The 24,356-nt window shown below is 72.5% G+C and carries 24 protein-coding genes and 1 pseudogene; 13 read left to right on the forward strand and 12 right to left on the reverse strand.

Annotated elements, in window-relative coordinates; genetic code table 11:
* Nucleotides 1–49: 49 nt before the first annotated feature.
* Both mptB and ACF06X_RS15495 read right to left on the reverse strand, forming a co-directional pair.
* Nucleotides 50–1,501: a polyprenol phosphomannose-dependent alpha 1,6 mannosyltransferase MptB gene (gene mptB, locus ACF06X_RS15490; protein ID WP_392287800.1), complete on the reverse strand. Its 1,452-nt coding sequence runs from the start codon at nucleotides 1,499–1,501 to the stop codon at nucleotides 50–52.
* Nucleotides 1,502–1,575: 74 nt separating this feature from the next.
* Nucleotides 1,576–2,103, reverse strand: a complete 528-nt coding sequence (locus tag ACF06X_RS15495) for a hypothetical protein (protein WP_392287801.1) — start codon at nucleotides 2,101–2,103, stop codon at nucleotides 1,576–1,578.
* 148 nt (nucleotides 2,104–2,251) lie between these two features.
* Between ACF06X_RS15495 and ACF06X_RS15500 the strand changes: the two genes are divergently transcribed.
* Together ACF06X_RS15500 and ACF06X_RS15505 are read left to right on the forward strand one after the other, a co-directional pair.
* Nucleotides 2,252–3,463 (forward strand): pyridoxal phosphate-dependent aminotransferase, encoded by a 1,212-nt coding sequence (locus tag ACF06X_RS15500; RefSeq protein ID WP_392287802.1) that lies wholly within the window; start codon nucleotides 2,252–2,254, stop codon nucleotides 3,461–3,463.
* Nucleotides 3,464–3,553: 90 nt separating this feature from the next.
* Entirely contained in the window at nucleotides 3,554–3,946 is a 393-nt protein-coding gene (locus ACF06X_RS15505) for a hypothetical protein (RefSeq protein ID WP_392287803.1), read from the forward strand.
* Between the two features lie 202 nt (nucleotides 3,947–4,148).
* On the opposite strand, the gene ACF06X_RS15510 is transcribed toward ACF06X_RS15505, so the two are convergent.
* A complete protein-coding gene (locus ACF06X_RS15510) occupies nucleotides 4,149–5,972 on the reverse strand; it encodes a phosphoenolpyruvate carboxykinase (GTP) (RefSeq protein ID WP_392287804.1) in 1,824 nt (607 codons plus the stop codon).
* 207 nt (nucleotides 5,973–6,179) lie between these two features.
* Between ACF06X_RS15510 and ACF06X_RS15515 the strand changes: the two genes are divergently transcribed.
* The gene (locus ACF06X_RS15515) at nucleotides 6,180–6,851 is read left to right on the forward strand and encodes a hemolysin III family protein (protein WP_392287805.1); all 672 of its coding nucleotides are present in this window, start codon (nucleotides 6,180–6,182) and stop codon (nucleotides 6,849–6,851) included.
* A gap of 21 nt (nucleotides 6,852–6,872) precedes the next feature.
* Here ACF06X_RS15515 and ACF06X_RS15520 read toward each other — a convergent pair whose 3' ends face one another.
* Genes ACF06X_RS15520 through ACF06X_RS15530 form a run of 3 tightly spaced genes read right to left on the reverse strand, consistent with a single transcriptional unit; the run spans nucleotide 6,873 to nucleotide 9,100 of the window.
* Nucleotides 6,873–7,883: a glycoside hydrolase family 26 protein gene (locus ACF06X_RS15520; RefSeq protein ID WP_392287806.1), complete on the reverse strand. Its 1,011-nt coding sequence runs from the start codon at nucleotides 7,881–7,883 to the stop codon at nucleotides 6,873–6,875.
* A 1-nt stretch (nucleotide 7,884) separates the two neighbouring features.
* Nucleotides 7,885–8,541 (reverse strand): vitamin K epoxide reductase family protein, encoded by a 657-nt coding sequence (locus ACF06X_RS15525; RefSeq protein ID WP_392287807.1) that lies wholly within the window; start codon nucleotides 8,539–8,541, stop codon nucleotides 7,885–7,887.
* A gap of 22 nt (nucleotides 8,542–8,563) precedes the next feature.
* Nucleotides 8,564–9,100: a DUF5949 family protein gene (locus tag ACF06X_RS15530; RefSeq protein WP_392287808.1), complete on the reverse strand. Its 537-nt coding sequence runs from the start codon at nucleotides 9,098–9,100 to the stop codon at nucleotides 8,564–8,566.
* Nucleotides 9,101–9,250: 150 nt separating this feature from the next.
* On the opposite strand from ACF06X_RS15530, the gene ACF06X_RS15535 reads away from it, so the two are divergent.
* Nucleotides 9,251–9,676: a tyrosinase family oxidase copper chaperone gene (locus ACF06X_RS15535; protein WP_392287809.1), complete on the forward strand. Its 426-nt coding sequence runs from the start codon at nucleotides 9,251–9,253 to the stop codon at nucleotides 9,674–9,676.
* Nucleotides 9,660–10,526, forward strand: coding sequence for a tyrosinase family protein (locus ACF06X_RS15540; protein ID WP_392287810.1), 867 nt, complete (start codon nucleotides 9,660–9,662; stop codon nucleotides 10,524–10,526). Before ACF06X_RS15535 ends, ACF06X_RS15540 begins: the two co-directional genes overlap by 17 nt.
* An 82-nt stretch (nucleotides 10,527–10,608) precedes the next feature.
* Here ACF06X_RS15540 and ACF06X_RS15545 read toward each other — a convergent pair whose 3' ends face one another.
* From ACF06X_RS15545 to ACF06X_RS15565, 5 genes are all read right to left on the reverse strand, one after another.
* Entirely contained in the window at nucleotides 10,609–10,878 is a 270-nt protein-coding gene (locus tag ACF06X_RS15545; protein ID WP_392287811.1) for a chaplin, read from the reverse strand.
* 290 nt (nucleotides 10,879–11,168) lie between these two features.
* Nucleotides 11,169–11,645, reverse strand: a complete 477-nt coding sequence (locus tag ACF06X_RS15550) for a hypothetical protein (RefSeq protein WP_392287812.1) — start codon at nucleotides 11,643–11,645, stop codon at nucleotides 11,169–11,171.
* 201 nt (nucleotides 11,646–11,846) lie between these two features.
* Nucleotides 11,847–12,692 (reverse strand): hypothetical protein, encoded by an 846-nt coding sequence (locus tag ACF06X_RS15555; protein WP_392287813.1) that lies wholly within the window; start codon nucleotides 12,690–12,692, stop codon nucleotides 11,847–11,849.
* A 430-nt stretch (nucleotides 12,693–13,122) separates the two neighbouring features.
* Nucleotides 13,123–13,386, reverse strand: a complete 264-nt coding sequence (locus ACF06X_RS15560) for a hypothetical protein (protein ID WP_392287814.1) — start codon at nucleotides 13,384–13,386, stop codon at nucleotides 13,123–13,125.
* A gap of 421 nt (nucleotides 13,387–13,807) precedes the next feature.
* The gene (locus ACF06X_RS15565; protein WP_392287815.1) at nucleotides 13,808–14,047 is read right to left on the reverse strand and encodes a chaplin; all 240 of its coding nucleotides are present in this window, start codon (nucleotides 14,045–14,047) and stop codon (nucleotides 13,808–13,810) included.
* Between the two features lie 391 nt (nucleotides 14,048–14,438).
* Here ACF06X_RS15565 and ACF06X_RS15570 point away from each other — a divergent pair, with 391 nt between their 5' ends.
* From ACF06X_RS15570 to ACF06X_RS15605, 8 genes are read left to right on the forward strand one after another with little or no spacing between them, the layout of a single operon-like run.
* Entirely contained in the window at nucleotides 14,439–15,611 is a 1,173-nt protein-coding gene (locus ACF06X_RS15570; protein WP_392287816.1) for a glycosyltransferase family 4 protein, read from the forward strand.
* The gene (locus ACF06X_RS15575; RefSeq protein WP_392287817.1) at nucleotides 15,608–17,065 is read left to right on the forward strand and encodes a sugar transferase; all 1,458 of its coding nucleotides are present in this window, start codon (nucleotides 15,608–15,610) and stop codon (nucleotides 17,063–17,065) included. Before ACF06X_RS15570 ends, ACF06X_RS15575 begins: the two co-directional genes overlap by 4 nt.
* 1 nt (nucleotide 17,066) lies before the next feature.
* Nucleotides 17,067–18,383 (forward strand): O-antigen ligase family protein, encoded by a 1,317-nt coding sequence (locus ACF06X_RS15580; protein WP_392287818.1) that lies wholly within the window; start codon nucleotides 17,067–17,069, stop codon nucleotides 18,381–18,383.
* A complete protein-coding gene (murJ, locus tag ACF06X_RS15585; RefSeq protein ID WP_392287819.1) occupies nucleotides 18,376–20,283 on the forward strand; it encodes a murein biosynthesis integral membrane protein MurJ in 1,908 nt (635 codons plus the stop codon). The genes ACF06X_RS15580 and murJ overlap by 8 nt, the downstream gene beginning before the upstream one ends.
* Entirely contained in the window at nucleotides 20,192–20,992 is an 801-nt protein-coding gene (locus ACF06X_RS15590) for a polysaccharide deacetylase family protein (protein WP_392287820.1), read from the forward strand. Before murJ ends, ACF06X_RS15590 begins: the two co-directional genes overlap by 92 nt.
* Nucleotides 20,989–22,125 (forward strand): glycosyltransferase, encoded by a 1,137-nt coding sequence (locus ACF06X_RS15595; protein ID WP_392287821.1) that lies wholly within the window; start codon nucleotides 20,989–20,991, stop codon nucleotides 22,123–22,125. The genes ACF06X_RS15590 and ACF06X_RS15595 overlap by 4 nt, the downstream gene beginning before the upstream one ends.
* A 7-nt stretch (nucleotides 22,126–22,132) precedes the next feature.
* The gene (locus ACF06X_RS15600; RefSeq protein ID WP_392287822.1) at nucleotides 22,133–22,831 is read left to right on the forward strand and encodes a lipopolysaccharide biosynthesis protein; all 699 of its coding nucleotides are present in this window, start codon (nucleotides 22,133–22,135) and stop codon (nucleotides 22,829–22,831) included.
* A gap of 53 nt (nucleotides 22,832–22,884) precedes the next feature.
* Nucleotides 22,885–24,015, forward strand: a complete 1,131-nt coding sequence (locus ACF06X_RS15605; RefSeq protein WP_392288414.1) for a GNAT family N-acetyltransferase — start codon at nucleotides 22,885–22,887, stop codon at nucleotides 24,013–24,015.
* Nucleotides 24,016–24,056: 41 nt separating this feature from the next.
* Here ACF06X_RS15605 and ACF06X_RS15610 read toward each other — a convergent pair.
* A pseudogene (locus ACF06X_RS15610) lies at nucleotides 24,057–24,356 on the reverse strand (hypothetical protein); the annotation flags it as partial.

A 24,356-nucleotide genomic window follows, 5' to 3' on the forward strand; every position in this document is an offset into this window, starting at 1 on the left:
TGGCAATCGTCCCGCAGGGCGGGACGGGTGGGCACACGGGACGGCGCCCTTACGGGCGCGTCCGTTCCAGGGGCCCGGTCACCACGGGGCCGTCGACCGTCTGAGGCGCGGCCGCCCCCCGCCGCATCCACACAAGCCCCAGGACCAGGACCACACCCGCCACCACAAACCCGTACCACGGCGTACGCCCCGACGGCGCCGTCTCGTACACGAGCGCCGCCGACACCACCCCGAGCACCAGCCCCGCCCCGCTCCTCCAGGCCACAGCTCCCACCACCACCGCCCCCCACAGCAAGTACCACGGCTGCACCATCGGCGAGAGCGCCACCAACCCCACCAGCGAGAGCCCAAGCCCCAGGACCGGATCGATCCGCCCCTTCCAGGCCCGCCACGCCAGCACCAGGATGAGCACCGCCGCCGCCAGCAGCCCCAGCTTCTGCACCACGCCCTTGACCGGCTCCGGGTCGTCGCCGAACAGCAACCCCAGCCCGAGCCCCACATCATTCGTCACCGACAGCGCCGTGTGGATGGCCCCGGCGACGCTCTGCGTACGGAGCCAGCCGAACCCGGTACCGGCGACGAGCGTCGCGCCGACCGCCACGGCCCCCGCCACGAGCCCGGGCAGGACGAGCCCCTTCACCACGCCCCGTACGCCCCCGCCCCCGTCCCCATCCCCGTCCCGGCGGGCCACCATCACCCCGATGAACAGCAGCGCCACCGCCGCCGGCGACTTGATCATCATCGCGAGCCCGACGAGAACGCAGCCGAGCACCCACCGCCCCCGCACCGCGAGCAGCACACCGCTCAGCATCAGCCCGATCATCAGGCCGTCGTTGTGCATGCCGCCGACGACGTGGATCAGCAGGAGCGGGTTCAGAGCCGCCAGCCACAGCGCCCCGCTGTGGTCACCGTCACCCCCCAGCCCCCTGACCGCCCACACGATCAGCGCGAGCGCGCCGAGCGCGATCAGCCGCATCCCGAGCACGGCCGACACGATCTCGCCGCCGGTCGCCTTCACCACCGCCTGGGCGAGGAGGAGGAAGACCGGACCGTACGGCGCGGGGGTGTCGGTCCAGTGCCCGCCGACGCTGTCGGCGGCGTCGGCGCCCAGGTCGTCGGGGCCGAGGACGGAGGGGCCGGCCCCGTAGACGTCATGGCCTTCGAGGACCATCGCGCCCTGGGCGATGTAGCTGTAGACGTCGGCGCTGTAGAGCGGCGGGGCGAGCAGCAGCGGCGCGGTCCAGCACGCGAGGGTCACGAGGACCCGGTCGCGTACGCCGTCCGCGAGCAGTCGCCCGTACCGCCACCAGGCCGCCACGAGCAGCGTGAGCCCGAGGTACGCGAGGACGGCGCCGGCGACCGTGAGTGCCGGGCCGCGCGGGGCCCAGAGGCCCCACGGCTCGCGTACCGGAAGCGTTCCGGCCGTGAGACCGCCGACGGCGACGGCGAGCGATCCGGCCGCACCCAGCCACCGGCATCCGGAGGCACTCAAAATCCACATGACGGGTCAACCTATCCTGACCCGCGCGACGGCGGCCGGTCCCGGTGACCGGTGCGAAAGACGAGGTGCCGCCCCTACTTCGGGCGCTTCGAGGCGCCGGGGGCCGACCCCGACTTGCCCGGCCGGTCGCCGGAGCCGTCCGCCGCGGCGGTGGGCGAGGCGGTCCCGGCGCCCGAGCCGGCCCCGGCACCGTGGTCCCCGGACGGAGCAACGGAGGTGCTCGGAGTCGCGGTCCCGGAAGAGGCCGCGGATTCCGTCGCCGTGCCGGGCCGCGGCTCCCCCGAGTCCCCGCCCGAGTCCCCGGCCCCGTCTCCGCCCGCCCCCTGGGAGTCCCCGCTCTCCGAGGGGTCCGCCTGGATCAGGGCGGGCATCCCCGGACGCCGGTCGTCACCGGACCGCGACCCGCCGTCCTGCCCGGACCGAAACGTTCCGCCGGCGACCGCGACGACCGCGACGACCACGGCCGCGAGGAGTCCGACGCCGAGGACGCCCCCGCCGACGACACTCCACCGCACGCCCGGCCCACGGCGCGCCGACGCGTGCCGACGCCGCCGCTCGGGGTTGCCGGGGACGCCGGTGGCGCCGTTGTCCTGGTGGCTCATGGCCGCGAATTCTAGGGATCGCGGCGCCCCTGGAGCGAGCCAGGTCACATTCGCGACATACGCCCGCCCCTCTCCGTACCGCCCGGGTAGCGCCCGACGTGTCCCAAAACACGAGGCGTCCCGTCGCGGCCCGCCGTAAGCTCTCGTCATGCAGGTGATCCAGTCCACGAAGCTCGCCAACGTCTGTTACGAAATCCGAGGCCCGGTGCTCGAAGAGGCGATGCGGCTTGAGGCTGCCGGTCATCGCATCCTCAAGCTGAACACCGGCAACCCGGCCGCCTTCGGTTTCGAGTGCCCGCCGGCGATCCTCGAGGACGTGCTGCGCAACCTCGCCGACGCGCACGGCTACGGCGACGCGAAGGGGCTGCTGTCGGCCCGCCGCGCGGTGATGAGCCATTACGAGACCAAGGGCATTCCGCTCTCCGTCGAGGACATCTACCTCGGCAACGGCGTCTCCGAGCTGATCCAGATGTCGATGCAGGCGCTGCTCGACGACGGCGACGAGGTGCTCGTCCCGGCGCCCGACTATCCGCTGTGGACGGCCTCGGTCTCGCTGGCGGGCGGCACGGCCGTGCACTACCGCTGCGACGAGCAGGCGGACTGGATGCCGGACCTCGCCGACATCGAGCGGAAGATCACCGACCGCACCAAGGCGATCGTGATCATCAACCCGAACAATCCGACGGGCGCCGTCTACGACGACGAGATGCTCCGGTCCCTCACCGAGATCGCCCGGCGCCACAACCTGGTCGTCTGCTCGGACGAGATCTACGACAAGATCCTCTACGACGGCACCACGCACACGCCGACCGCCGCCCTCGCCCCCGATCTGCTCGTCCTCACCTTCAACGGGATGAGCAAGAACTACCGGGTGGCCGGCTTCCGCTCCGGCTGGCTGGCCGTCTGCGGCCCGAAGGCCCACGCCACCTCGTACATCGAGGGGCTGACGATCCTCGCGAACATGCGTCTGTGCGCCAACATGCCGGCGCAGCACGCGGTGGCGGCCGCGCTCCAGGGGCGGCAGTCGATCGAGGATCTGGTCCTGCCCGGTGGCCGCCTGCTCGAACAGCGGGACACGGCGTACGAGCTGCTGACGCGGATCCCCGGGGTGACCTGTGTGAAGCCGAAGGGCGCCCTGTATCTGTTCCCGCGCCTCGACCCGAACGTCTACAAGATCAAGGACGATCGTCAGATGGTCCTCGACCTGCTGCGGGCCGAGAAGATCATGGTGGTGCACGGTACGGGCTTCAACTGGCACGAGCCGGACCACTTCCGGATCGTCACGCTGCCGAACGCCCAGGACCTGGCGGACGCGGTGACCCGGATCGGGCGGTTCCTGGACGGCTACAGCCAGCCGTGACGGCGGGGCCTCCCGGCCCGTTGACGCCACTCAACTTTAGACGAAATCTAAGCTAGGATGGCCGCAGAGCTACTGCAGGAGGCCATCCCCATGTACGAACCGATCCGCACCAAGTCGGTCCACCGGATGGCCGACGACGCTCCGGACGCGTACCCGCACCGCTCGCGCGAGGAGGAGCTGGACATCCAGCTCGCCGGACACCTCTCCGCCCTGCTCGCCGTCACGGACGAGCTGGGCGACGCGGCCGCCGGCGACCTCATCGCCGAGCAGGTGGCACGGCTGCGTGGCGCGCCGCCGGCCCGCCACGCCGGACTGAGCGGCTCGCCCGCCCCGTCCCTGCACCGCCGCGCGCACGCCCTCGCGGGCCGCGCCCTGGTCGTCGCCGCCTCCCGTGCCGACACCGCCGCCGCGATCCTCGCCGCCGAGCGCATGGACGCGCACGCCGCGGCCCTGGCCTCTCCCGAGCTGGTCGGCACCCCCTGACGGCCCCGGTCCGCGCGCCGCGAAGGCCCGCGGACCGGGCGCCACCCACCGCTGTCCCGCCGCCGACCTCTTACGGAAAAGGCACCGGCCCCCGAGGCCGTGAGGGGGCTCGGGGGCCGGTGTGCGTCGTGGCGGGCCGTTCGTGACCCCACTGGTCAGGGCGGTGTTCGGGGCGACCCGCCACGAGTCTTCGGGGGCGGGATCAGCCCAGGCGCTCGACCAGCGCGCGGTACTGGTCCCACAGCTCCTTCGGCGTGTGGTCACCGAAGGTGTTGAGGTGCTCGGGGACCAGGGCGGCCTCCTCGCGCCAGACGTCGCGGTCGACCTTGAGCAGGAACTCCAGGTCCTCGGCCGGCAGGTCCAGGCCGTCGGTGTCGAGGGACTCGACGGTCGGCAGGATGCCGATCGGGGTCTCGACGCCCTCCGCCTTGCCCTCCAGGCGCTCCACGATCCACTTCAGGACACGGCTGTTCTCGCCGAAGCCGGGCCAGACGAACTTGCCCGCGTCGTTCTTGCGGAACCAGTTCACGTAGTAGATCTTCGGCAGCTTGGCCTGGTCGGCTCCGGCGCCGACCTTGACCCAGTGCGCCATGTAGTCGCCCATGTTGTAGCCGCAGAACGGCAGCATGGCGAACGGGTCGCGGCGCAGCTCGCCGACCTTGCCCTCGGCGGCGGCGGTCTTCTCGGAGGCGACGTTCGCGCCGAGGAAGACGCCGTGGTTCCAGTCGAAGGACTCCGTCACCAGCGGCACGGCGGAGGCGCGGCGGCCGCCGAAGAGGATCGCCGAGATCGGCACGCCCTTCGGGTCCTCCCACTCCGGCGCGATGATGGGGCACTGCGAGGCGGGGACGGTGAAGCGGGCGTTGGGGTGGGCCGCCGGAGTCTCGGAGTCCGGGGTCCAGTCGTTGCCCTTCCAGTCCGTGAGGTGCTTGGGAGCCTCCTCGGTCATGCCCTCCCACCAGACGTCGCCGTCGTCGGTCAGCGCGACGTTGGTGAAGACGGCGTTGCCCCACAGGGTCTTCATGGCGTTGGCGTTGGTGTGCTCGCCGGTGCCGGGCGCGACGCCGAAGAAGCCGGCCTCGGGGTTGATCGCGTAGAGGCGGCCGTCCTCGCCGAAGCGCATCCAGGCGATGTCGTCGCCGATGGTCTCGACGGTCCAGCCGGAGATCGTGGGCTCCAGCATGGCGAGGTTGGTCTTGCCACAGGCGGACGGGAACGCGGCGGCGACGTACTTCGACTCGCCCTGCGGCGGGGTGAGCTTGAGGATCAGCATGTGCTCGGCGAGCCAGCCCTCGTCGCGCGCCATGACGGACGCGATGCGCAGGGCGTAGCACTTCTTGCCGAGCAGGGCGTTGCCGCCGTAGCCGGAGCCGTACGACCAGATCTCGCGGGTCTCGGGGAAGTGCGAGATGTACTTGGTGGTGTTGCAGGGCCACGGGACGTCGGCCTCGCCCTCGGCGAGCGGCGCGCCGAGCGTGTGGACGGCCTTGACGAAGAAGCCGTCCTCTCCGAGCTGGTCGAGGACGGCCTGTCCCATGCGGGTCATGGTGCGCATGGAGACGGCGACGTACGCGGAGTCGGTGATCTCGACGCCGATGGCGGAGAGCGGCGAGCCGACGGGGCCCATGCAGAAGGGCACGACGTACATCGTGCGGCCCTTCATCGAGCCGCGGAAGATGCCGTCCTCACCGGCGAAGATCTTCTTCATCTCCGCGGGGGCCTTCCAGTGGTTGGTCGGGCCCGCGTCCTCCTCCTTCTCGGAGCAGATGAAGGTCCGGTCCTCGACGCGCGCGACGTCGGAGGGGTCGGAGGCGGCGTAGTACGAGTTCGGGCGCTTGATCTCGTCCAGCTTCTTGAACGTGCCCTTGGCGACGAGCTCCTCGCAGAGACGCTCGTACTCGGCCTCGGATCCGTCGCACCAGACGATGCTGTCCGGCTGCGTGATCGCTGCGATCTCGTTCACCCAGGAGACGAGTTCCTGGTGCTTGGTGGGGACGGTGGTGGGAGCCGCGTTGTCGCGCGCCACGATTGCTCCTTGATGAGGGGTTTTTAGATGTAGGCCCCTTGGGGGCTGCGACCCGGATGCTTCTCGTGTGGAGACGCTCGCGCTCATCCGGTGCCGACCGCACTCATTTGATCATCCGATGCAAGTGCCCATATGTCCAGAGGGCCGCCCACGTGAGCATCGCCACTCCTCTCCGGCACCTACGGGGGCGTAGGTAGCATGCGAGGCATGACTTCAGGCATGCCGTCGGTGACCGAGATAGAGCAGTTCGTGAAGCCTCGGCTCAGAGGATGGCTGCACGCCGGGATGTTTCCCGCCGTGATCGTCGCGGGCGTGATCCTCGTCGCCCTCGCGGACTCGCCCCGGGCCCGCATCGCCTGTGGCATCTACGTCCTCACCGCCTGCCTGCTCTTCGGCATCAGCGCGCTGTACCACCGGGGGAACTGGGGCCCCCGCGGCGAAGCCGTCCTGCGGCGCCTCGACCACGCCAACATCTTTCTGATCATCGCGGGCACCTATACCCCGCTGACGCTGCTGCTCCTCCCCGATTCCACCGGGCGGCCGCTCATGTGGGCGGTCTGGATCGCGGCCGGCGCCGGCATAGCGTTCCGGGTCTTCTGGGTCGGCGCCCCGCGCTGGCTGTACACACCCTGTTACATCGCGATGGGCTGGGCCGCCGTCTTCTTCCTGCCCGACTTCATGCGGGCCGGCGGCGTCGCCGTCCTCGTCCTCGTCGTCGTCGGCGGCCTGCTCTACAGCGCCGGCGGCGTCGTCTACGGCATGCAACGCCCGAACCCGTCGCCGCGCTGGTTCGGCTTCCACGAGGTCTTCCACTCCCTGACCCTGGCGGCCTTCATCGCCCACTACGTCGGTATCTCGCTGGTGGCCTACCGGGCCTGAGCGCGAGAAGGCCCGGAGCCCTCAAGGGCGGCCCGTCGCCCCGAGCGCGGCCCTGATCACCCGCCCCGACTCCGGGTTGTCCGCGCACGCCCACACACCGTGCGGGCAGTAGTCGGTGAACGTCTGGTAGACCGGCCGATGCCGGGCGAACCAGTCGAGCATCCCCCGCACGTACGCCGGGTTGTCGCCGTTGCGGAACAGCCCCCACTCCGGATACGAGACGGGCTTGCCGCGCGCCGCCGCGAACCGCACATGGTCCGCGAGCCCGAACTCCTCCGTCACCTGCTCCTCGAAGCCCAGCCCCTCGGGCTGGTCGTAGGCGTCCATCCCGATGATGTCGACATGGAAGTCGCCCGGGTAGCAGCGCGGCCACTCCACCGCGTCCCGCCCCCGGCTGGCCGTGAAGTCGAAACGGAAGCGCTGCCCCGGCACCGCGCGCAGCACGGTCACCACCCGCCGCCAGTACGCCTTCCAGGTCTCCGGGTCCGGTCCGCAGCGGTGGCTGTAGGTGGTGCCGTTCATCTCCCAGCCCAGGACCAGCACCGCGTCGGACAGGCGGTGGGCGACCAGCCGCTCGCCCAGCGTGCGGAAGTGCTCGTCGTAGGAGCCCGCCGCGCCGCGCCGCAGCCCGGCCCGGACCTCGTCGTCCGGCAGCCCTTCCTCGCTGCGGTCGAGCAGCGGCACGTTCAGGACGAAGAGCCGCCCGGGCCGCTCGGCCTTCCACCGCGCCCACGGCTCGAAGAGCGCCGGATGCCCCTCGATGTTCGACCACCGGTCACCGGGCAGATACGTGTGCCCCACGGTCAGCGAGGCGCCGCCGAGCCACTCCTGCACCGCGGCGATCCGCGCGACGCCCGCCCCGTCCGAGCCGGTGAAGAACCCGGCCGGGACCGCCGGCGGCGGCGCCGGGACGGCGGCCCGCTCCCCGGTGTGCCGGGAACCCGGCGCGATCCGGTCGTAGGGCAGGCAGAACGCGAGAACGACCGCGAGCAGCACGGTCGGTGCGGCCCGCGGCCAGGAGAGGGTGGTCACGTCAGCTGGTCCAGAAATCCCACCACCGGGTCAGGATCAGCATCCCGACGACCCCGATGTGCAGGACGGGCGGCGCGAAGGCGAAGTCCTCGAAGAACCCCTTCACGGCGGCCGGCGCGGGCAGCGCACCCGACCGGACGTTGTGCGCCGTCACGTACCAGAACATGACGATGGTGGCGACCCAGGCGAGGCAGCACCACAGGCAGAGCGAGTTGATCTCGTACAGCGACTGGTACATCAGCCAGGCGCAGAACCCGACGCCGAAGAACGTCCCGGCGTTCAGGCCGAGCCAGAACCAGCGGCGGTGGCGGGCGCCGGCCAGCAGACCGGCGCCGATGGCGACGACCATCCCGTACGTGACGAGGCCGAGCATCGGGTTCGGGAAACCGAACACCGCCGCCTGCTCGCTCTTCATGATGTTGCCGCACGACACGATCGGGTTCAGGCTGCAGCCCGGCTCGAAGTCCGGATCCTCAAGGAGCTTGAACTTGTCGATCGTGATGACCCAGGCGGCCAGCACGCCGGCCGCGCCGGTGACCACGAGCAGCCAGGCCAGGGCCCGGCTCGCCCCGACCGCCCCGGCCCGCCCGTGCGTCCCGTCGTCCTGCGCGAGCTGCCGCTGCCCCGGCACTCCGCCCTGGACATCCACCCTCGCCATGTCGCCGCCGCCCCCTGCCCGCTCAGCCCTGCAACCGCCGGACCGGCAGCACCGCGTGCCCCCCGACCGCCAGGGCGTCCTCGCCGGCGAAGAAGGACCGCAGCTGCTCCTCCGAGACCGCCCCGCCGGGCGGGACCTCGGACCAGGGGCGGACGGAGCAGATCAGGTAGGCGTGTCCGAGTTCCCTGGCGGCCGCGTCCCACTCCGCCGGCACCGAACACTGCACCTTCAGGAACGGCAGGGTGAGAACCGCCTGCTGAGCCTCGACGAGGAGGTGGGCATCGATCCCGGACTCCTTCGACGCGTCGACCACCGGTCCGCCGACGGGCAGGCCCATGCCCTCCACGGCGGCCCGCATCGCCTCTTCACCGGCCTCGCGGCCGTCGCTGCCGTTGCCGAGCGAATACACCATCAGATACGGAGCGGCGGGCTTGTCATCGGTCGGGCCGGTGGTCCAGAAAACGGCCGCGAGGGTCCCCAGCGGAGAGACGCTGCGCGCCTGGGCAACCACATCCGGAGAGACGTTGCGCGCCTCGGAAACGACATGGGAAGAAGTCATGGGTCCGGATGGTAGTGGTCGCATGCCCGCCGTTCCGCGCCGAATTCACTCGATCGGCCGATATTCACTCGGCTGGCATTTCGCCCGCAACGAAGCCGCGTTGTCCTCGTTGTGCCCAGAGGGCATTTGTCGACCACCAGGAGATCACTCATGATCGTCCCGCGACGCGTCGCACTGCGATCCCTCTTCACCGTGGCCGTCGCCGCCTTCACGGGCGGCGCGCTGGCCCGTATCGCCACCGCACCCACGGCGCGGCCCGTCCCCGGGGACGACCCGTCCGGAGATTTCCCGGGCGACCCCTTCGACCTCTTCGACGAGATGTACGCGGGGCGCCGCATCCAGGCCCGTACCACCCCGGCCGGTGTGCCGGAGGTCCGTGTCGACGGCAGGCCGCTGCATCTGATGCGCTGCGCGGACGGCGGCTATCTCACCCCCATCGATCACTACCAGACCTATCCGACGCCACTGGCGGCCACCCGCGCGGCCGTGGACGAGCTGGGGTCCGCGCCACTGTCCCGCCTCGCGGCGGCCCACGGCGCCCACCCGGGAGGGAGTCCGCGTGGTCTACACACGTAAGGACCAGCGGGATCTGACCAGCGCCGAGCGGAAGAAGTTCGTCTCCGCCGTCCTGGAGCTCAAGCGCGGCGGGGAGTACGACGAGTTCGTCCGCACGCACATCGACTACTACGTCTCCGACGGCGACGGCCGGATGCGGGTGGCCCACATGGCGCCGAGCTTCCTGCCGTGGCACCGCAAGTTCCTGCTGGAGTTCGAGCGGGCGCTGCGCCGGATCGACCCGACGGTGAGCGTGCCGTACTGGGACTGGACGCGCGACAACACCCCGGCGGCCTCGCTCTGGAGCGAGGACTTCATGGGCGGCAACGGACGCGACGGAGATCTCCAGGTGATGACCGGCCCGTTCGCCTACGCGGGCGGACGGTGGACCGTGAAGCACGGCATGACCGAAGGCCGCTTCCTGACCCGGGACTTCGGCCGCCCCCGCGACCCGATCACGCTGCCGACCAAGGCACAGCTGGACGAGGTGATGCGGGAGTCGGTGTACGACGTGGCGCCCTGGAACTCCACGAGCACCTCGGGGTTCCGCAACCGTCTGGAGGGCTGGGCCCCGGGCCGGGGCAACGAACGCTTCCGCATCCACAACCGGGTGCACCGCTGGGTCGGCGGTCTGATGCTGGGCGGGGCCTCGGTCAACGACCCGGTCTTCTGGCTCCACCACTCCTTCGTCGACCTGCTCTGGTCGCGCTGGCAGCAGCGCAACCCACGGGCCGGCTATCTGCCGGCGCAACCCCCGCAGCTCGGCGACTCGCAGTACGGCCGGATCGCGGCGCGCGACGAGCAGATGGGGCCCTGGAACGTCACCCCGGCCCAGATGCTCGACCACAGCGCGATCTACCGGTACGTCTAGCGGACCCTCCGCGCCCCTGCCGCGCGGACGCAAGCGGCCCCCCGGCAACTCTGCCGGGGGGCCCGCTCGGTGATGGGGGGGATCAGCCGCCGTAGCCGCCGTCGCCGTGGCCGTCGACGTTCGCGCAGGCGTTGCCGAACGAGGGGTTGATCAGACCGATGACGGTCACGGTGTTGCCGCAGACGTTCACCGGAAGGTGGATCGGGACCTGCACGACGTTGCCGGCGACGATGCCGGGCGAGTCGACAGCGGCGGCCTGCGCGCCCGATTCGGCGACGGCCAGGCCTGCTCCGCTGAGGGCAACGGCACCCGTGCCGGCGAGGACAGCGGCAGCCTTCGCGATGCGAGACATCAAGTACTCCTTGGACGTGGAAAGGCGACCGCGAGAATCACGGCCGACGTTCCCGTTCAACGCCGAAATGGCGTATGGGTCACGGCCTTTAGGCCGCACGGGATGAAAAACAGAAGAGAAGGCCCGCAGACCGGGGGCCCGCCCGCCGTCGGCTACGGCGGAGGGAACCTCTGGATCTGCGGGCCACGGCCATGCGACAAGCCTCTGTTGTAACGACCAGCGACCCCTCGGGTGGCGGGGAAGAATCGTGTCTTCACCCGCCGGGCCATTCGTCGTACAACAGAACGCCGTCAGACCGTCGGAGCCACCAGACCCAGCTGCGAGTCCAGCGTCCCGTTCATCACGGGGGCCAGGACGCCCACGTTCGGCTCGGTGAAGGCCGGCATCCCGAACCGGTTGTCGCCCGGCAGCACGACCGGGTTGCCGACCTCGGCACCGGGCGTGGCCGCCTTCATGGGCGTCCTCGGGCTGGTGAGCAGGGCCTTGCCCGGCTCGCTCCCTTCGATGACCTCGGGCAGGGGAGCGTCGAGGACGGTCCGGGGGACCGTGCTGGAGACCGGTACCTGCGGCAGGGTGACGTCCGGCAGGACGCCGGAACGCCCCTTGTGGAAGCCGGTGGGTCCGCCCGGGACGGGCAGCGGGACGCCGGAGGCCACGGTGGGGGCGTCCATCGGGATCACCGGCTCCAGGCCCTGGAGTGGAACGACCACCGGCGCCTCGGCGGCGGACGCGGGGGCGGCCATGGCCGCGGAGGCGAGAGCGGTCATGAGGATTCCCATGCCGGCTTGAGATCGCAGGTTCATGACTGCGTATGCCCTTCGGAGCGCGTGACGACGGTGCGGTCTTGCTGTGCTCTGTGAACGAGCGCGCCGGAGATAACGTCGCGAAATTCCCCTGAGTGCAGCAACGGAGAAGACCCCCACCGGTGACGGCGGGGGCCTCCGTTGACGGGACGTCAGTACCGAGCGTCAGTGTCGACGTCCGGAACGTCCGGCGCGCGCGACACGGCCGGCGCGGAGGTAGACGACCGTGCCACCGATGATCAGGGCCGCGCTCACGGCGGCCGCGCCCATGAGTTCGGCATCGCCACCGGTGTCGGGCAGCTCGGGCTTGCCGGGGGGAGACGTCGGCGGCTTCGTCGGCGTGTGGGTGGGCGTGTACGTCGGCGTGTGGGTGGGCGTGTACGTCGGCGTGTGGGTGGGGGTGTGCGTCGGCGTGTGGGTGGGGGTGTGCGTCGGCGTGTGGGTAGGGGTGTGCGTCGGCGTGTACGTCGGCGTGTGGGTAGGGGTGTGCGTCGGCGTGTACGTCGGCGTGTGGGTAGGGGTGTGCGTCGGCGTGTACGTCGGGGGCTTGGTCGGCGGGGTGGGATGGCCGGTCGTCGGGCCCGTGGTCGGCGGCTTCGTCGGCGGCTTCGTCGGCGGGTAGGTCGGGTGGCCCGTCGTCGGCGGCTTCGTCGGCGGATAGGTGGGGTGACCCGTCGTCGGCGGCTTCGTCGGCGGATAGGTGGGGTGACCCGTCGTCGGCGGCTTCGTCGGGTGGCCCGGGCCGCCGGGGTGGTCGGGGTTCCCCGGGTGGTCCGGGTGGCCGGGCGGCTTGGGGGTCTCGCCCTCGGGGCCGTCGCCGTCCCCGTACCCGTTGGGGTCGTCCCACTCGGTCCCGGAGAGGGGGACCTGGACGTGCTGCCCCGCGCCGGTCCCGGGGGCGTCACCCGTACCGGCGGCGGTGTTCGCCGCCACGGCGAAGCCGCCGGTCAGCGACAGGATGCCCGTCGCCGCCGCGGCCGTGAGCGTTTTCCGGCTGATGATGGATCGCATACCGCTCTTCCTCTGGAGAAAGGGAGAGACCGGCGAGGATCCCCCCTCGCTCCGACCGGCCTGTCCGCGCACTCAGTGCGTCAGTCGCTGACGGACTGGTTACGGAAGGTAAGGCTCTCTGGGGCACCGGGCGAATGCGCCGCGGGCCTCGGCGCGACATCGGGCGATGCCGTCCTCGGTCTCTCCATGAGCCAACCTTCCGTGGGTGGTTGGCGAGAGCGTAAGGAGCGGCACGCCACAGCAGCCGGGACCACACGGCAGCCGATCAGAAAATCATTCGATCAGCCGATCACTGTGGGTAGCGGCATGCGCCGGTGGGAGCGTCCGTCGGGTCGGGCGGAGCGAGGGGTGACACAGAAGGGTCGGGGCCGTGGGACACGGCCCTCCGCGCGGAGGAGGCGCGCGTTTCGGGGACGGTGTCGGGTTTCCGTCAGTTGAGCGGCAGGCCACCGAGCAGCGGCGCGTTCTTGCCGGCCTTGTCGAGCTGGCTGGTGGCGTCCCCCACGGTCTTGACGACGGATCCGTCGGTCGTGCTGCTCAGCGCGTCGGTCTTCAGTCCCTCGCCGGCGATCTTCGCGAGACCACCGTTCAGGTTCGTGGGGAGGGCGGCCGACGGGACGGCCATGGCGGGCGCGGCGGCACCGAGGGCCATCACAGAACCGGCGACGACCGCGGCGACCTTGGTGGGCTTCATGGAGTGAGTCCTTCCTCTGTGGCGTTTTGCAAGCAAGTCGCTTGCTGTACAGGTCTTTTGAAATTCCCGTACGTCGTTCTGCTTCTGTAACGAGAGGTGCGCTCCCCGGAAACTCCGGGAGGAGGGATTTCTCGACACTGCACCCGAAGGAAGGGGCGCGGTCATATGGACCGATCGGATGCACGGACCGGCCGCCTTGGTGGCCACCGTGCCTGCGGGTATGGCGCTCCGCAGTGGGATGACTACGGAGAGCCATGCCTCCATTCGAGTGAATCCGCCCCTCTGACCTGCTCCTCAGAGGGGCGTACGCCGTTGCACCGGGCGGCGCACGAGGGTGCGTCCGGACGAGCAGAAGGCCGACGCGCCAACCCGGGAGGGTGGGCGCGCCGGCCTCGGAGGGACCGCGATCCGCTGTGCGAGATCAGGCGTTGACGCAGGTGTTGCCCCAGGTGGGGTTCAGGGCGCCGATGACGTTGACGGTGTTGCCGCAGAGGTTGATCGGCAGGTGGATCGGGATCTGGATGACGTTCCCCGCCACGAGACCACCGGAGTTCATGGCCGCGGCCCCGGAGTCGGAGTGGGCGAAGGCGACACCGGTCGCACCCGCGACGGACGCGGCGACACCCACGGACAGGACAACAGCCTTCGCGATACGGGACATGGAGATGCGCTCCTCGATTGTTTGCGGACCAGTCAGTCAAGACGGTCGGCGCGGACGGTTTCGTCCGGCTCCTTCAACAACGTCGACCGTTTTCATCGGTTGCTCTCCCGAACGGGTGACGTTCAACCGATCTTTGGGCCATAGGAGGGCCATTCGAGCGACTGGGCCGGGAATGGCGCAACACGCTCAACGAGGAACCTGCCACGCGGATACGGAAGTTAGCGTTGGTGAGCATCTAATGCTTACTATCGCCCGGCGTTGGGGTTATAAAGTTCCCGAACGCTACTTCCGGCCCAGCCGCGCGGACACCCTTTTCGCACGGTCGGCACCTCCCTCTCCCCCCGTCTTCACGGGTGTTCCCTTGCTTCTCTCATCAAAGCGGAGAACCTGTATGTGGAATTCGCGCTCCTCGACTTCGCCAATTCCGCGAACACCCTCGGAATCCTCCTCGTTCACCGTTCTGCACGCGGTCCAGCCCGGGGACGGCGGGGTCGCCCGGGTCGTCGTCGACCTGGTGCGCGCCCAGCTCGACGCCGGAATGCGGGTCGTCGTCGCCTGCCCGCCCCGGACCCCGCTCGCGGACGCCGTCCGCGCCGAGGGCGCCGCGCTTCACGAGTGGCGGGCGGGGCGTGACCCCGGCCCGCGGCTGGTCCGGGAGACTCTGGACCTGGCCCGGGTGATCCGTACCGTCGGCCCGGATCTGGTCCACGCGCACAGCGCCAAGGCCGGGCTGTGCGCCCGGCTCGCCCTGCGGGGCCGGATCCCGACGGTGTATCAGCCGCACGCCTGGTCCTTCGAGGCGGTCGACGGGACGGTCGCCGCGCTCGCCCGGCGCTGGGAACGGATGGCGGCGCGCTGGACGCGACGGATCGTCTGCGTCAGCGAGGCCGAGCGCCGCACCGGCGAGGAGGCGGGCGTCCGGGCGTCCTGGTCGGTCGTCCACAACGGTGTGGACGTGGCCAGGTTCGCGGACGCCCCCGGGGACCCGGCGGCCTCCGGCGAGGGGCCCGTCGTCGTCTGCGTGGGCCGGCTCTGCCGGCAGAAGGGGCAGGACGTCCTGCTGGCCGCCTGGCCCGCGGTCCTCGCCCAGGTGCCGACGGCCCGTCTGGTGCTCGTCGGCGACGGCCCCGACAGCGACCGGCTGCGCGTCGCCGCTCCCCCGTCGGTGCGCTTCACCGGCGCCGTCGACGACACCGCCCCCTGGTACCGGGCGGCCGATCTGGTCGTCCTGCCGTCCCGTTGGGAGGGCATGGCGCTCGCGCCGCTGGAGGCCATGGCGAGCGGCCGGCCGGTGGTGGTCAGCGATGTGGACGGGGCACGCGAGAGCCTGCCGCCCGGCCACGAATCCCAGTGCCTGGTCCCCTCGGAGGACCCGGCCGCACTCGCCGCAGCCGTCGGCCGCCTTCTGGGCCGGCCCGAGCTGCGGCGGTCCCTGGGCCGCCAGGCCCACGAGCACGTACTCGACAACTTCGATGTGCGGCGCACCGGCGCGGCCGTGGCGGACGTGTACCGCGAGCTGGCCGGAGTGCGGTGCACCGAGCACAGAGAGCCGATTTCGCCGTGACTACGGAAAGCACCAGCATCCCTCCCTCACCGGGCCCCTGGCCCTCGGCGGTCCAGGGTCACGCCCCCGGGCTCGTCTCCCTCGCACCGCAGCGCGGTGCGCCGGACCGGCTGGCTCTGCCACCGCGCCGGCCCGCGCCGCTGCGGTTCGCCACCGTGCCGCTGGTGGCGGCCGACGCTCTGGCCGTGCTGCTCGCCGCCGGGCTGCTGCCCGAGCCGCACCGCGAGATCAGACTGCTCCTGCTCGTCGCCGGCTGCGTGCTCCTGCTCAACGGGTACGCGGGGCTCCACCGGCCCGGCGCCTTCCCTGCCGTACTCGACGAGCTGCCCGCGCTGGCTGCCCGCGCCGGGGTCGCCTGGTGCGTCGCGGCCGCCACCGTCGCCGCGTACACCCCGGCCCTGGCGATCGGTCCGGCCGCGCTGCTGACCGCGTACGCCACGCATCTGGGTGCCGTGTGCGTGCTCCGCGGCGCGGTCCACGCCCGCGGGCGGCGGACGGCCCGGGCGCATCCCCGGTCCGCGCTGGTCGTCGGCGGCCCGGCCGCGGCGCGCCGGTTCGCGGCGGCGGTCGGTCAGCACCCGGAGTACGGCATCCGGCCGGTCGGGATCGTCGGTCCGCGACCGGCCGGCGGAGCGCCGCAGCCGGCCGGTGACACGGGCCTTCCGGTCCTCACCACCACCGAGGAGATCCATCGGGCGGTCATCCAGAACACCGTGCGCGACGCCGTGTTCCTGACGGACGACCCCGGCCTGGTGACGCTCTTCCAGCACTACGGCTGCACCACCTGGCGGGTGGGCGGCGATTCGCACGACGGTCCGATGAGCGATCACCTGTGGGGGTACGGCTGCCGCCGTCTCGTCCCGCTCGGTGAGCGGCGCGGTCTGACCGCGAAGCGCCTGCTCGACGTGGCCGTGGCCGCTCCCGCGCTGGCCATGGCCATGCCCGTGCTGCTGCTGTGCGCGCTGGCGGTCCGGCTCTCCGACGGGCCCGGTGTGCTCTTCCACCAGGAACGGGTGGGGCAGCACGGGCGGTTGTTCACGCTGCTGAAGTTCCGGACGCTGCGCCCGACGGACGAGGCCGAGTCGGCGACGCGGTGGAGCGTGGCCAACGACCGGCGGATGAGCGCTGTCGGCAACTTCCTGCGGCGCACCTCGCTGGACGAGCTGCCGCAGCTGTGGAACGTGCTGCGCGGGGACATGAGCCTGGTCGGTCCGCGGCCGGAACGCCCGTATTTCGTCGCCCAGTTCAGCCGTATCCACGCCGGTTACGCCGAGCGGCACCGGATGCCGGTCGGGCTGACGGGTCTGGCCCAGGTGCACGGGCTGCGCGGCGACACCTCCATCGAGGACCGGTGCCGCTTCGACAACCACTACATCGACCACTGGTCGCTCTGGCAGGACGTCCGCATCCTGCTGCGGACCGCGGCGGGCCTGGTCCGGCCGGCGGGGAGCTGAGATGGCGACGGCCGTGACGCCGGCCGCGGCGTACCGGGGTCCGGAGGTACGGGACTGGGTGCGGCGGGCCGGGGCGCTGTCCCCGGTCCTCGCGGTGGTCGCGCTGCTGCTCGTTCCGGCGGCCGGCGGCGGGGCGGGGGGCACGGGCGGGACGGGCACGCTCGCGGACGCGGCCTCGGGGCTGCTGGTGGTGATCTGTCTCGTCCGGGTGGTGCGGAGCGGGGCGCGGCCGCTGTCCCGGGGGGCGGCCGTCGTGCTCGGTCTGCCGGTGCTCGGGATCTGTCTGGCGGCGATCACCTCGAACGACCCGGGCGCCAGCCTGCCGGGCGTCGCGCGCTACCTGCAGATCTTCGTGCTCGTTCCGGCGGCCGTGCTGCTGATGATCCGCGACCGGCGGGACTTCGCGGTGGTCGCGTGGGCGCTGGTGGGTCTCGGTCTGCTGCAGGGCGCGGTGGGCGTCGGGCAGTACCTCACCGGCACGGGCGCCTCGTACATGGGCGAGGACGTCCGGGCGGTGGGGACGTTCGGGCCGACCGATGTGATGGGGATGGCGACGGTCGTCTCGTACGGGCTCGTCGTCGTCACGGGCATCGCGCTGGGCAGCGGGCGGGGGCGCGTCCGCACGGTCGCGCTGGTCTGCGCGGGGCTGCTCTTCCTGCCGCTGGTCCTTTCGTTCAGCCGGGGCGCGTGGATCGCGACGGTGCTGGCCTGTGCGATCCAGCTGCTGCTCTCGGGGCTGCGGCGGGCCGGGCGGGTGGTGCTGGCGGTGGGGGCGGCCGCGGTGGTGCTGGTGGGCGGGTTCGGCGTCGGTTCGGCGATGGTGGAGGAGCGGGTCGGCAGCATCACGCGGGTGACGGCCGCGCCGGACCAGTCGGTGACGGACCGGTACACGATGTGGGCGGCGGCGGGGCGGATGTGGCGTGCGGAGCCGCTGACGGGGGTGGGCCTGAAGGGGTTTCCGCAGTACCGCGACTCGCACGCCTCGCTCGCGCTGTCCTCCGGCAGCGACACGGCGGGGGCGGGCGCCGCCTTCCAGCGCCAGCCGCTGCTGTCACCGCACAACATGTACCTGCTGGTGCTGAGCGAGCAGGGCCTGGTGGGGCTGCTCGCGCTGGCGGGCAGCTGGGCGGCGCTGCTGGTCGCCGCGGTGCGGCGGCGCGGCCGGGGCGCGGACTGCGCGCTCGTGGCGATCGGCCTGCTGTCGTGGCAGCTCATCGACTTCTTCTACGCGGACATCGGCGGCCCTTCGACGGTGCTGATGTCGGTCGTGCTGGGCCTCGCGGCCTGGTGGTCACTGGCAGGGACGAAGCGTGCGTGACCCCTGGACCGCAGACCCTGACCCGGCCCCGGGCCCGGACCCGGACCCGGACCCGGGCCTGAGCCCGGACCTGGGCCTGAGCCCGGACCTGGGCCTGGGCCCGGACCTGGGCCCGGACCACGCGGAGCGCTTCACGGACCGCTCCGCCGACCGGCCCGCCCCCGCGGCGGGGCCCCCGCCGCCCCGTGACCCCTGGTCCCTGACCGACCCGCCCCCGCCTCCGGCGTCGGACGGCGGCGGCGGGCGGGGCCGTTCGTGGTCGCCGTCCGGGCGGTTTCTGGTGCGGGCTGCCGCTGTGACGGCGGGACTCACCGCCGCCGGGGCGGTGTTCGGGCTCGTCCGGGACCAGATCCTGGCGCACTTCTTCGGGGCCGGGGCCGAGACCGACGCGTTTCTGGTGGCCTGGACGGTGCCCGAGTTCGCCTCGACGCTCCTCATCGAGGACGCGATGGCACTGATCCTGGTGCCCGCCTTCAGCCGGGCCCTGGCCCGCCGGAGCGGCGACCGGCCCGGGGACCCGGTCCGTACCCTCGTACGCTCCACGCTGCCCCGGCTCGCGCTCGCCATGAGCGCCCTCGCCGGGCTCCTGGTCCTCGCCGCGCCGCTCCTCGTCGCCGCGCTCGCGCCCGGCCTGCCCGACCCGCAGCTCGCCGTGGACTGCACCCGGCTCACCGCGACGTGCCTGCTGACGTTCGCCCTCACCGGCTACTGCTCGGCGGCCCTGCGCGCCCACGGCTCCTTCCTCCCGCCGGCCGCGATCTACGTCGCGTACAACATCGGGATCATCGGCACGATCGTGGTGCTGCGCGAGCCGCTCGGCGTACGGTCGGCGGCGGCCGGTGTCGCGGTCGGCGGCGTGCTCATGGTGCTGGTCCAAGCGCCTTTCCTCGTGCGGGTGTTGCGCCGTCGGCCGACGCCCAAGGAGGAGCCGGCCACGGCGCTCGCGGGCGACGGGCGGCTCCTGGTCCTCGGCCTGATCGCCCCCGTCATCGCCTTCGCTCTCTCGCGCCAGTCCCAGATCCTCGTCGAGCGCTTCCTCGCCTCGCCGCTGCCCGCCGGCGCCATCTCGCATCTGAACTACGCGCAGAAGATCGCGCAGATGCCGATGATCCTCTCCCTGATGCTGTGCACGGTCAGCTTCCCCGTCGTCGCCCGCGCCATGGCCGCGGGCGACGCCGAGGGCGCGCGGCGCCGCGTCGAACGGGATCTGCTGCTCGCCGCCGTCGTCGTCCTCACCGGCACCTCGATCGTGATCGCCGCCGCCCCGCAGATCGTCGAACTCCTCTTCCAGCGCGGCGCCTTCGACCGGGCCGACACCGAGGCGACGGCCGCCGTGATGCGGGTCTACGCCCTCGGTCTGCTCGGTCAGACGACGGTCGGCGCCCTGGTCCGCTGCTACTTCTCCGCCGCCCGGCCGCTCTGGTACCCGGCCGCCGCGATGGCCGCGGGTCTCGCCGCGACCGCCGTCGCCGGTGTCCTCGCCGCCCCCCTCTGGGGAGCCGTCGGAATCGCCGCGGCCAACGCCCTCGGCATCACGCTGACCGCCGTCATGCTGCTGCTCGGCGCCCACCGCCAGTCCATTCCGGTCCGGGTCCGCCCCCTCGGCGAGGGACTGCTCCGGCTCGCGACGGCCGCCGCCTGGGCGACCGCCGCCGGCTGGCTGTGCTCGCTCCTGATCCGTCCCGCGCTGTTCTCCCTCGCCGTCGCGGGTCTGGTCGCCGTGTCGGTCTTCCTGCTCTTCCTCGCCTGCGCCGCCCGGGCGCCGGACATCCCACCCCTGACCCCCACCGCTTCACGAAGGCTCGCCCATGCCCGCTGCCACGGCGCCCCGCACCGCCACGATTCGTCGTCTGCTGCAGAAGCCGCCCCCATGGGTGGTGATGTACCACTCGATCGCTGACGCGGCGGTCGATCCGTACCGGGTGACGGTCTCCCCCGTCCGCTTCGCCCGGCAACTCCACTGGCTGAGCGACCGGGGGCTGCGCGGTGTGTCGGTGCGCGAGCTGCTCGCCGCCACCGCCGCCGGGCGCGCCAAGGGTCTGGTCGGTCTCACCTTCGACGACGGCTACGCCGACTTCCTCGACTCGGCGCTGCCGCTGCTGCGCCGCCACCGGTTCACCGCCACCGTCTATGTGCTGCCGGGCCGGATCGGCGGCGAGAACGCCTGGGACGGCAACGGGCCGCGCAAGTCCCTGCTGACCGAGGAAGGCATCCTGCGCGTCCTCGACGCCGGCATGGAGATCGGCTCGCACGGCCTGCGGCACGTCTCGCTGCCCTCCGTCGACGACCGCACCCTCGCCGAGGAGACCGGGCGCAGCCGCGAGCTCCTGGAGGAGATCACCGGCGCTCCGGTGGACGGTTTCTGCTACCCGTACGGGGACGTCGACGCCCGGGCGGTCCAGGCCGTACGGGACGCGGGCTACGGATACGCCTGCGCCATCGCCCCCGGCGAGCTGACCTGCGCACACGCCCTGCCGCGCGTCCACATCGGCGAGCAGGACACCGCCTGGCGGCTCACCGCGAAGCGGATCCTGCACCCGCTGCGTCGCAGCTGGCCAGCCGAACCCGTCCCCGTGCGGGTCCGGCCGGCGGGAGCGGGCGTCTCATGAAGGTCCTGCACATCATCACCGGCCTCGGCATCGGCGGCGCCGAGCAGCAACTGCGGCTGCTGCTGCGCCATCTGCCGGTCCGCAGCGAGGTCGTCACGCTCACCAACCCGGGCGCGGTCGCCCGCGGCATCGAGGCCGACGGGGTCCCCGTCACCGACCTCGGCATGACCGGCAACCGGGATCTCGGCGCGCTGCCCCGGCTCACGCGGCTCGTCCGGCGCGGCCGGTACGACCTCGTCCACACGCATCTGTACCGGGCCTGCGTGTACGGCAGGATCGCCGCCCGCCTGGGCGGGGTCCGTACGGTCGTCGCCACCGAGCACTCCCTCGGCGACACGCAGATCGAGGGCCGCCCGCTCTCGGCCGGCACCCGCGCCCTCTATCTGGCCACCGAACGCCTGGGCGCCTCGACGGTCGCCGTTTCGCCCAGCGTCGCCCGGCGCCTGGAGCGGTGGGGCGTGGCACCCTCGCGTATCCACGTCGTCCCCAACGGCATCGAGCGGGCCCGTTTCGGTCACGACGAGGACGCCCGCCGGCTGACGAGGAGGCGGCTCGGACTGCCGGGGGACGCGTTCGTCGTCGGCGGGGTGGGGCGGCTCGCGCCGGGGAAACGCTTCGACCGTCTCGTACGGGCGGTGGCGTCGCTTCCCGAGGCGCGGCTGCTCCTCGTCGGAGAGGGCGAGGAGCGCGGGCGGCTCCTGGAGGTGGCCCGGTCGTGCGGGGCGGCCGGGCGGGTGATCCTGGCGGGCGCCTGCGAGGACCCGCCTCCGCCGGGCGGCGAGGGACCCGATCTGCCCTCGCTGCTCGCGGCGATGGACGCCTTCGTCTCCACCTCCCCCGACGAGTCCTTCGGCCTCGCGGTCGTCGAGGCGCTGGCCGCCGGCCTGCCGGTGCTGTACGTCGCCTGCCCGGCGATCGACGACCTGCCGCCCGACGCGGCGCCGGGGGCCCGCCGGATCGGCGAGTCCGTCCCCGAACTGGTCTCGGCGCTGCACGGCATCCGGGCCGCCCGGCTGGGCCGGCTGCCGCAGCCGGCCGCGGCGGGCCGCTACGACATCGCCCACAGCGCCCGGCAGTTGATGTCCCTCTACGAACAGGCCGTCCACGGCACCCCTTCTCCCCTCGCGAAGTGAGACCCCCATGCCCTCCAGCAGCCCCTCGGCCCCGAGTGCGCCGCCCAGGCGACGCTCGGCCCTCCTGACCGCCCTGCGCACCCCCCGCCGCAGGTGGGTGGTGCCCGCGTCGGTCCTCGTCGGCGTCACCCTGGGCGGCGGCTACGGCGCGGTGAAGACCCCGCAGTACGCGGCCACCAGTTACGTCATCGTGGTGCCGGGCGAGAAGTCCGACCCGGCCGCCGCCGTCGGTTTCGCGCAGGCGTACGGAAGGGTCGCCACCGACATCGCGGTGACCGGCGACGCCCAGGTGTGGGCGGGGGTGTCCGCCGCGACCCTGCGGGCGAACGTGCTGGCGGCGACCTCCCCCGACGCGCCGATGATCTCGATCACCGCGCGGGCGACGAAACCGGGCAAGGCGGTCTCGATGGCCGACGGTGTGGCCCGCGCGCTGGTCCTCAACAGTGCGCACGTCTCGGGCGACACGGGTGTCAAGGTGGTCCAGTTCTCCCGGGCGACCAGGCCCGTCGAACCGGTCTCGCCCTCCGCGTCCCTGTCCGCGCTGGTCGGGGGCTGTGCGGGCGGTCTGCTCGGCGCCCTGGCGCTCCTGGTACGGCCCGGCCGGACCGGCCGTACCGAGGCGCCGCACTCCCCGCAGCCCTCGGCCGCGCCCGCCGTGCCCGCCCCGGCGGCGGCGCGGCACCAGCCGGAACCGGAGACGGTGTGACCGGGGGCGACGGGACCGGGGGCGGTGTGACCGGGGGCGACGGGACGAGCGGGCTGCGGACCGAGATCTGCCGGGACGGCGCCGAGTTCGGCCGGCTCGGTGAGTGGTGGGCGTCGCTGTACGCGCGCTGCTCCACGGCCACCCCGTTCCAGTCCCACTCCTGGCTGCACTCCTGGTGGGTGTCGTACGGCAGGCCGGGCGCGCTGCGGGTGGTGCTCGTACGGCGGGAGGACGGCGAACTGGTCGGGGCGGCGCCGCTGATGCGCGCCCGCGGGCCGCTGCCCGTCCTCGTCCCGCTCGGCGGCGCGATCACCGACTTCACCGACGTCCTGCTCGACGACGCCTGCCCCGAGGCGGTGCCCGCGCTGGCCCGGGCCCTCGCCCGGGCGGCCCGTGGCGCGGTGGTCGACCTGCGGGAGGTCAGGCCGGGCGCCGCCGCCGAGCGCGTCCACGCCTGCTGGCGCGGCTCGCGCCGACGCCTCACGGACTCGCTCTGCCTGGAGCTGCCCGCGGTCCCGATGGACGCGCTGCTCGAACGGATTCCCTCGGGGAAGGCCCAGCGGGTCCGCGCCAAGCTGCGCAAGCTGGACGCGCTCGGGATCGACGAGCACATCGTGACCGGCGAGGAGGTGCCGGCCGCGGTGGAGCGCCTGTTGAAGCTGCATCAGCTGCAGTGGCAGGGGCGGGGCGTGACCGTCGAACACACCAGCGACCGGTTCGCGCAGCATCTCGCGCGGGCGGTGCGGCCGATGGTCGAGCGCGGGGACGCGATGGTGACCGAGTTCCGGCTCGCCGGGGACGTGGTCGCGGCCGATCTCACCCTGATGTCGCCGCGGCTCGCGGGCGGCTATCTGTACGGCGCCGACCCGATGCTGCGGGCGCGGAAGGTCGACGTGGCGACGATGCTGCTGCGGCACGGGGCGCGCCAGACCAGCGCGAGCGGGCGCGCCACGCTGAGCATGCTGCGGGGCACCGAGCCGTACAAACAGCACTGGCGGCCGGAGACCGTCCCCAACCAGCGGCTGCTGCTGGCGGGGCGGGGTGGGGCGGGTCTGCTGTGGCTACGGGCGGGTGCGGCGTACGGGCGGCGGTGGGCGGCCCGGCAGGCGCGGGAGCGGGCGTGGGTGGGGCGGGCGCTGAGGCGGGGGCTGGGGCGGACGAACCGCGGCGGCGGTGGAGGATGAGCTCCTCCACCGCCGCCGTGCGGGCCTGGTCGCTTCGGTGATCAGAAGGGCCAGGTTTCGCTGTCCATGATGTCCTCCCAGGGCTCGTTGACCTCGACCCAGTTGTCCTCTTCCTCCATCCAGCCGTCCTTCCAGGCGTTGGTGGGAACGCAGACGGGGCCGCCGATCAGGCTCTCGATCCACGACGGAAGGTTCACGGCCCAGCACTCCGGCACGGGTTCCGGCTCGGGCGCCGGCTTGGGCTCGGGCTTCGTCGGGACCTCGGGCTTGGGCTCAGGCTTCGGCTCGGGCTTCGGCTCGGGCTTCGGCTCCGGCTTGGGCTCGGGCTTCGGCGGGACCTC

Origin of the sequence: Streptomyces sp. NPDC015346, from assembly GCF_043078785.1 — a bacterium.
Classification (GTDB): Bacteria; Actinomycetota; Actinomycetes; order Streptomycetales; family Streptomycetaceae; genus Streptomyces.

What these genes read in the sequence shown, in the direction of transcription:
- mptB (WP_392287800.1), bottom strand. Translation starts at nt 1,501, where the DNA reads ATGTGGATTTTGAGTGCCTCCGGATGCCGGTGGCTGGGTGCGGCCGGA.
- ACF06X_RS15495 (WP_392287801.1), bottom strand. Translation starts at nt 2,103, where the DNA reads ATGAGCCACCAGGACAACGGCGCCACCGGCGTCCCCGGCAACCCCGAG.
- ACF06X_RS15500 (WP_392287802.1), top strand. Translation starts at nt 2,252, where the DNA reads ATGCAGGTGATCCAGTCCACGAAGCTCGCCAACGTCTGTTACGAAATC.
- ACF06X_RS15505 (WP_392287803.1), top strand. Translation starts at nt 3,554, where the DNA reads ATGTACGAACCGATCCGCACCAAGTCGGTCCACCGGATGGCCGACGAC.
- ACF06X_RS15515 (WP_392287805.1), top strand. Translation starts at nt 6,180, where the DNA reads ATGACTTCAGGCATGCCGTCGGTGACCGAGATAGAGCAGTTCGTGAAG.
- ACF06X_RS15525 (WP_392287807.1), bottom strand. Translation starts at nt 8,541, where the DNA reads ATGGCGAGGGTGGATGTCCAGGGCGGAGTGCCGGGGCAGCGGCAGCTC.
- ACF06X_RS15530 (WP_392287808.1), bottom strand. Translation starts at nt 9,100, where the DNA reads ATGACTTCTTCCCATGTCGTTTCCGAGGCGCGCAACGTCTCTCCGGAT.
- ACF06X_RS15535 (WP_392287809.1), top strand. Translation starts at nt 9,251, where the DNA reads ATGATCGTCCCGCGACGCGTCGCACTGCGATCCCTCTTCACCGTGGCC.
- ACF06X_RS15545 (WP_392287811.1), bottom strand. Translation starts at nt 10,878, where the DNA reads ATGTCTCGCATCGCGAAGGCTGCCGCTGTCCTCGCCGGCACGGGTGCC.
- ACF06X_RS15550 (WP_392287812.1), bottom strand. Translation starts at nt 11,645, where the DNA reads ATGACCGCTCTCGCCTCCGCGGCCATGGCCGCCCCCGCGTCCGCCGCC.
- ACF06X_RS15555 (WP_392287813.1), bottom strand. Translation starts at nt 12,692, where the DNA reads ATGCGATCCATCATCAGCCGGAAAACGCTCACGGCCGCGGCGGCGACG.
- ACF06X_RS15560 (WP_392287814.1), bottom strand. Translation starts at nt 13,386, where the DNA reads ATGAAGCCCACCAAGGTCGCCGCGGTCGTCGCCGGTTCTGTGATGGCC.
- ACF06X_RS15565 (WP_392287815.1), bottom strand. Translation starts at nt 14,047, where the DNA reads ATGTCCCGTATCGCGAAGGCTGTTGTCCTGTCCGTGGGTGTCGCCGCG.
- ACF06X_RS15570 (WP_392287816.1), top strand. Translation starts at nt 14,439, where the DNA reads ATGTGGAATTCGCGCTCCTCGACTTCGCCAATTCCGCGAACACCCTCG.
- ACF06X_RS15580 (WP_392287818.1), top strand. Translation starts at nt 17,067, where the DNA reads ATGGCGACGGCCGTGACGCCGGCCGCGGCGTACCGGGGTCCGGAGGTA.
- ACF06X_RS15590 (WP_392287820.1), top strand. Translation starts at nt 20,192, where the DNA reads ATGCCCGCTGCCACGGCGCCCCGCACCGCCACGATTCGTCGTCTGCTG.
- ACF06X_RS15595 (WP_392287821.1), top strand. Translation starts at nt 20,989, where the DNA reads ATGAAGGTCCTGCACATCATCACCGGCCTCGGCATCGGCGGCGCCGAG.
- ACF06X_RS15600 (WP_392287822.1), top strand. Translation starts at nt 22,133, where the DNA reads ATGCCCTCCAGCAGCCCCTCGGCCCCGAGTGCGCCGCCCAGGCGACGC.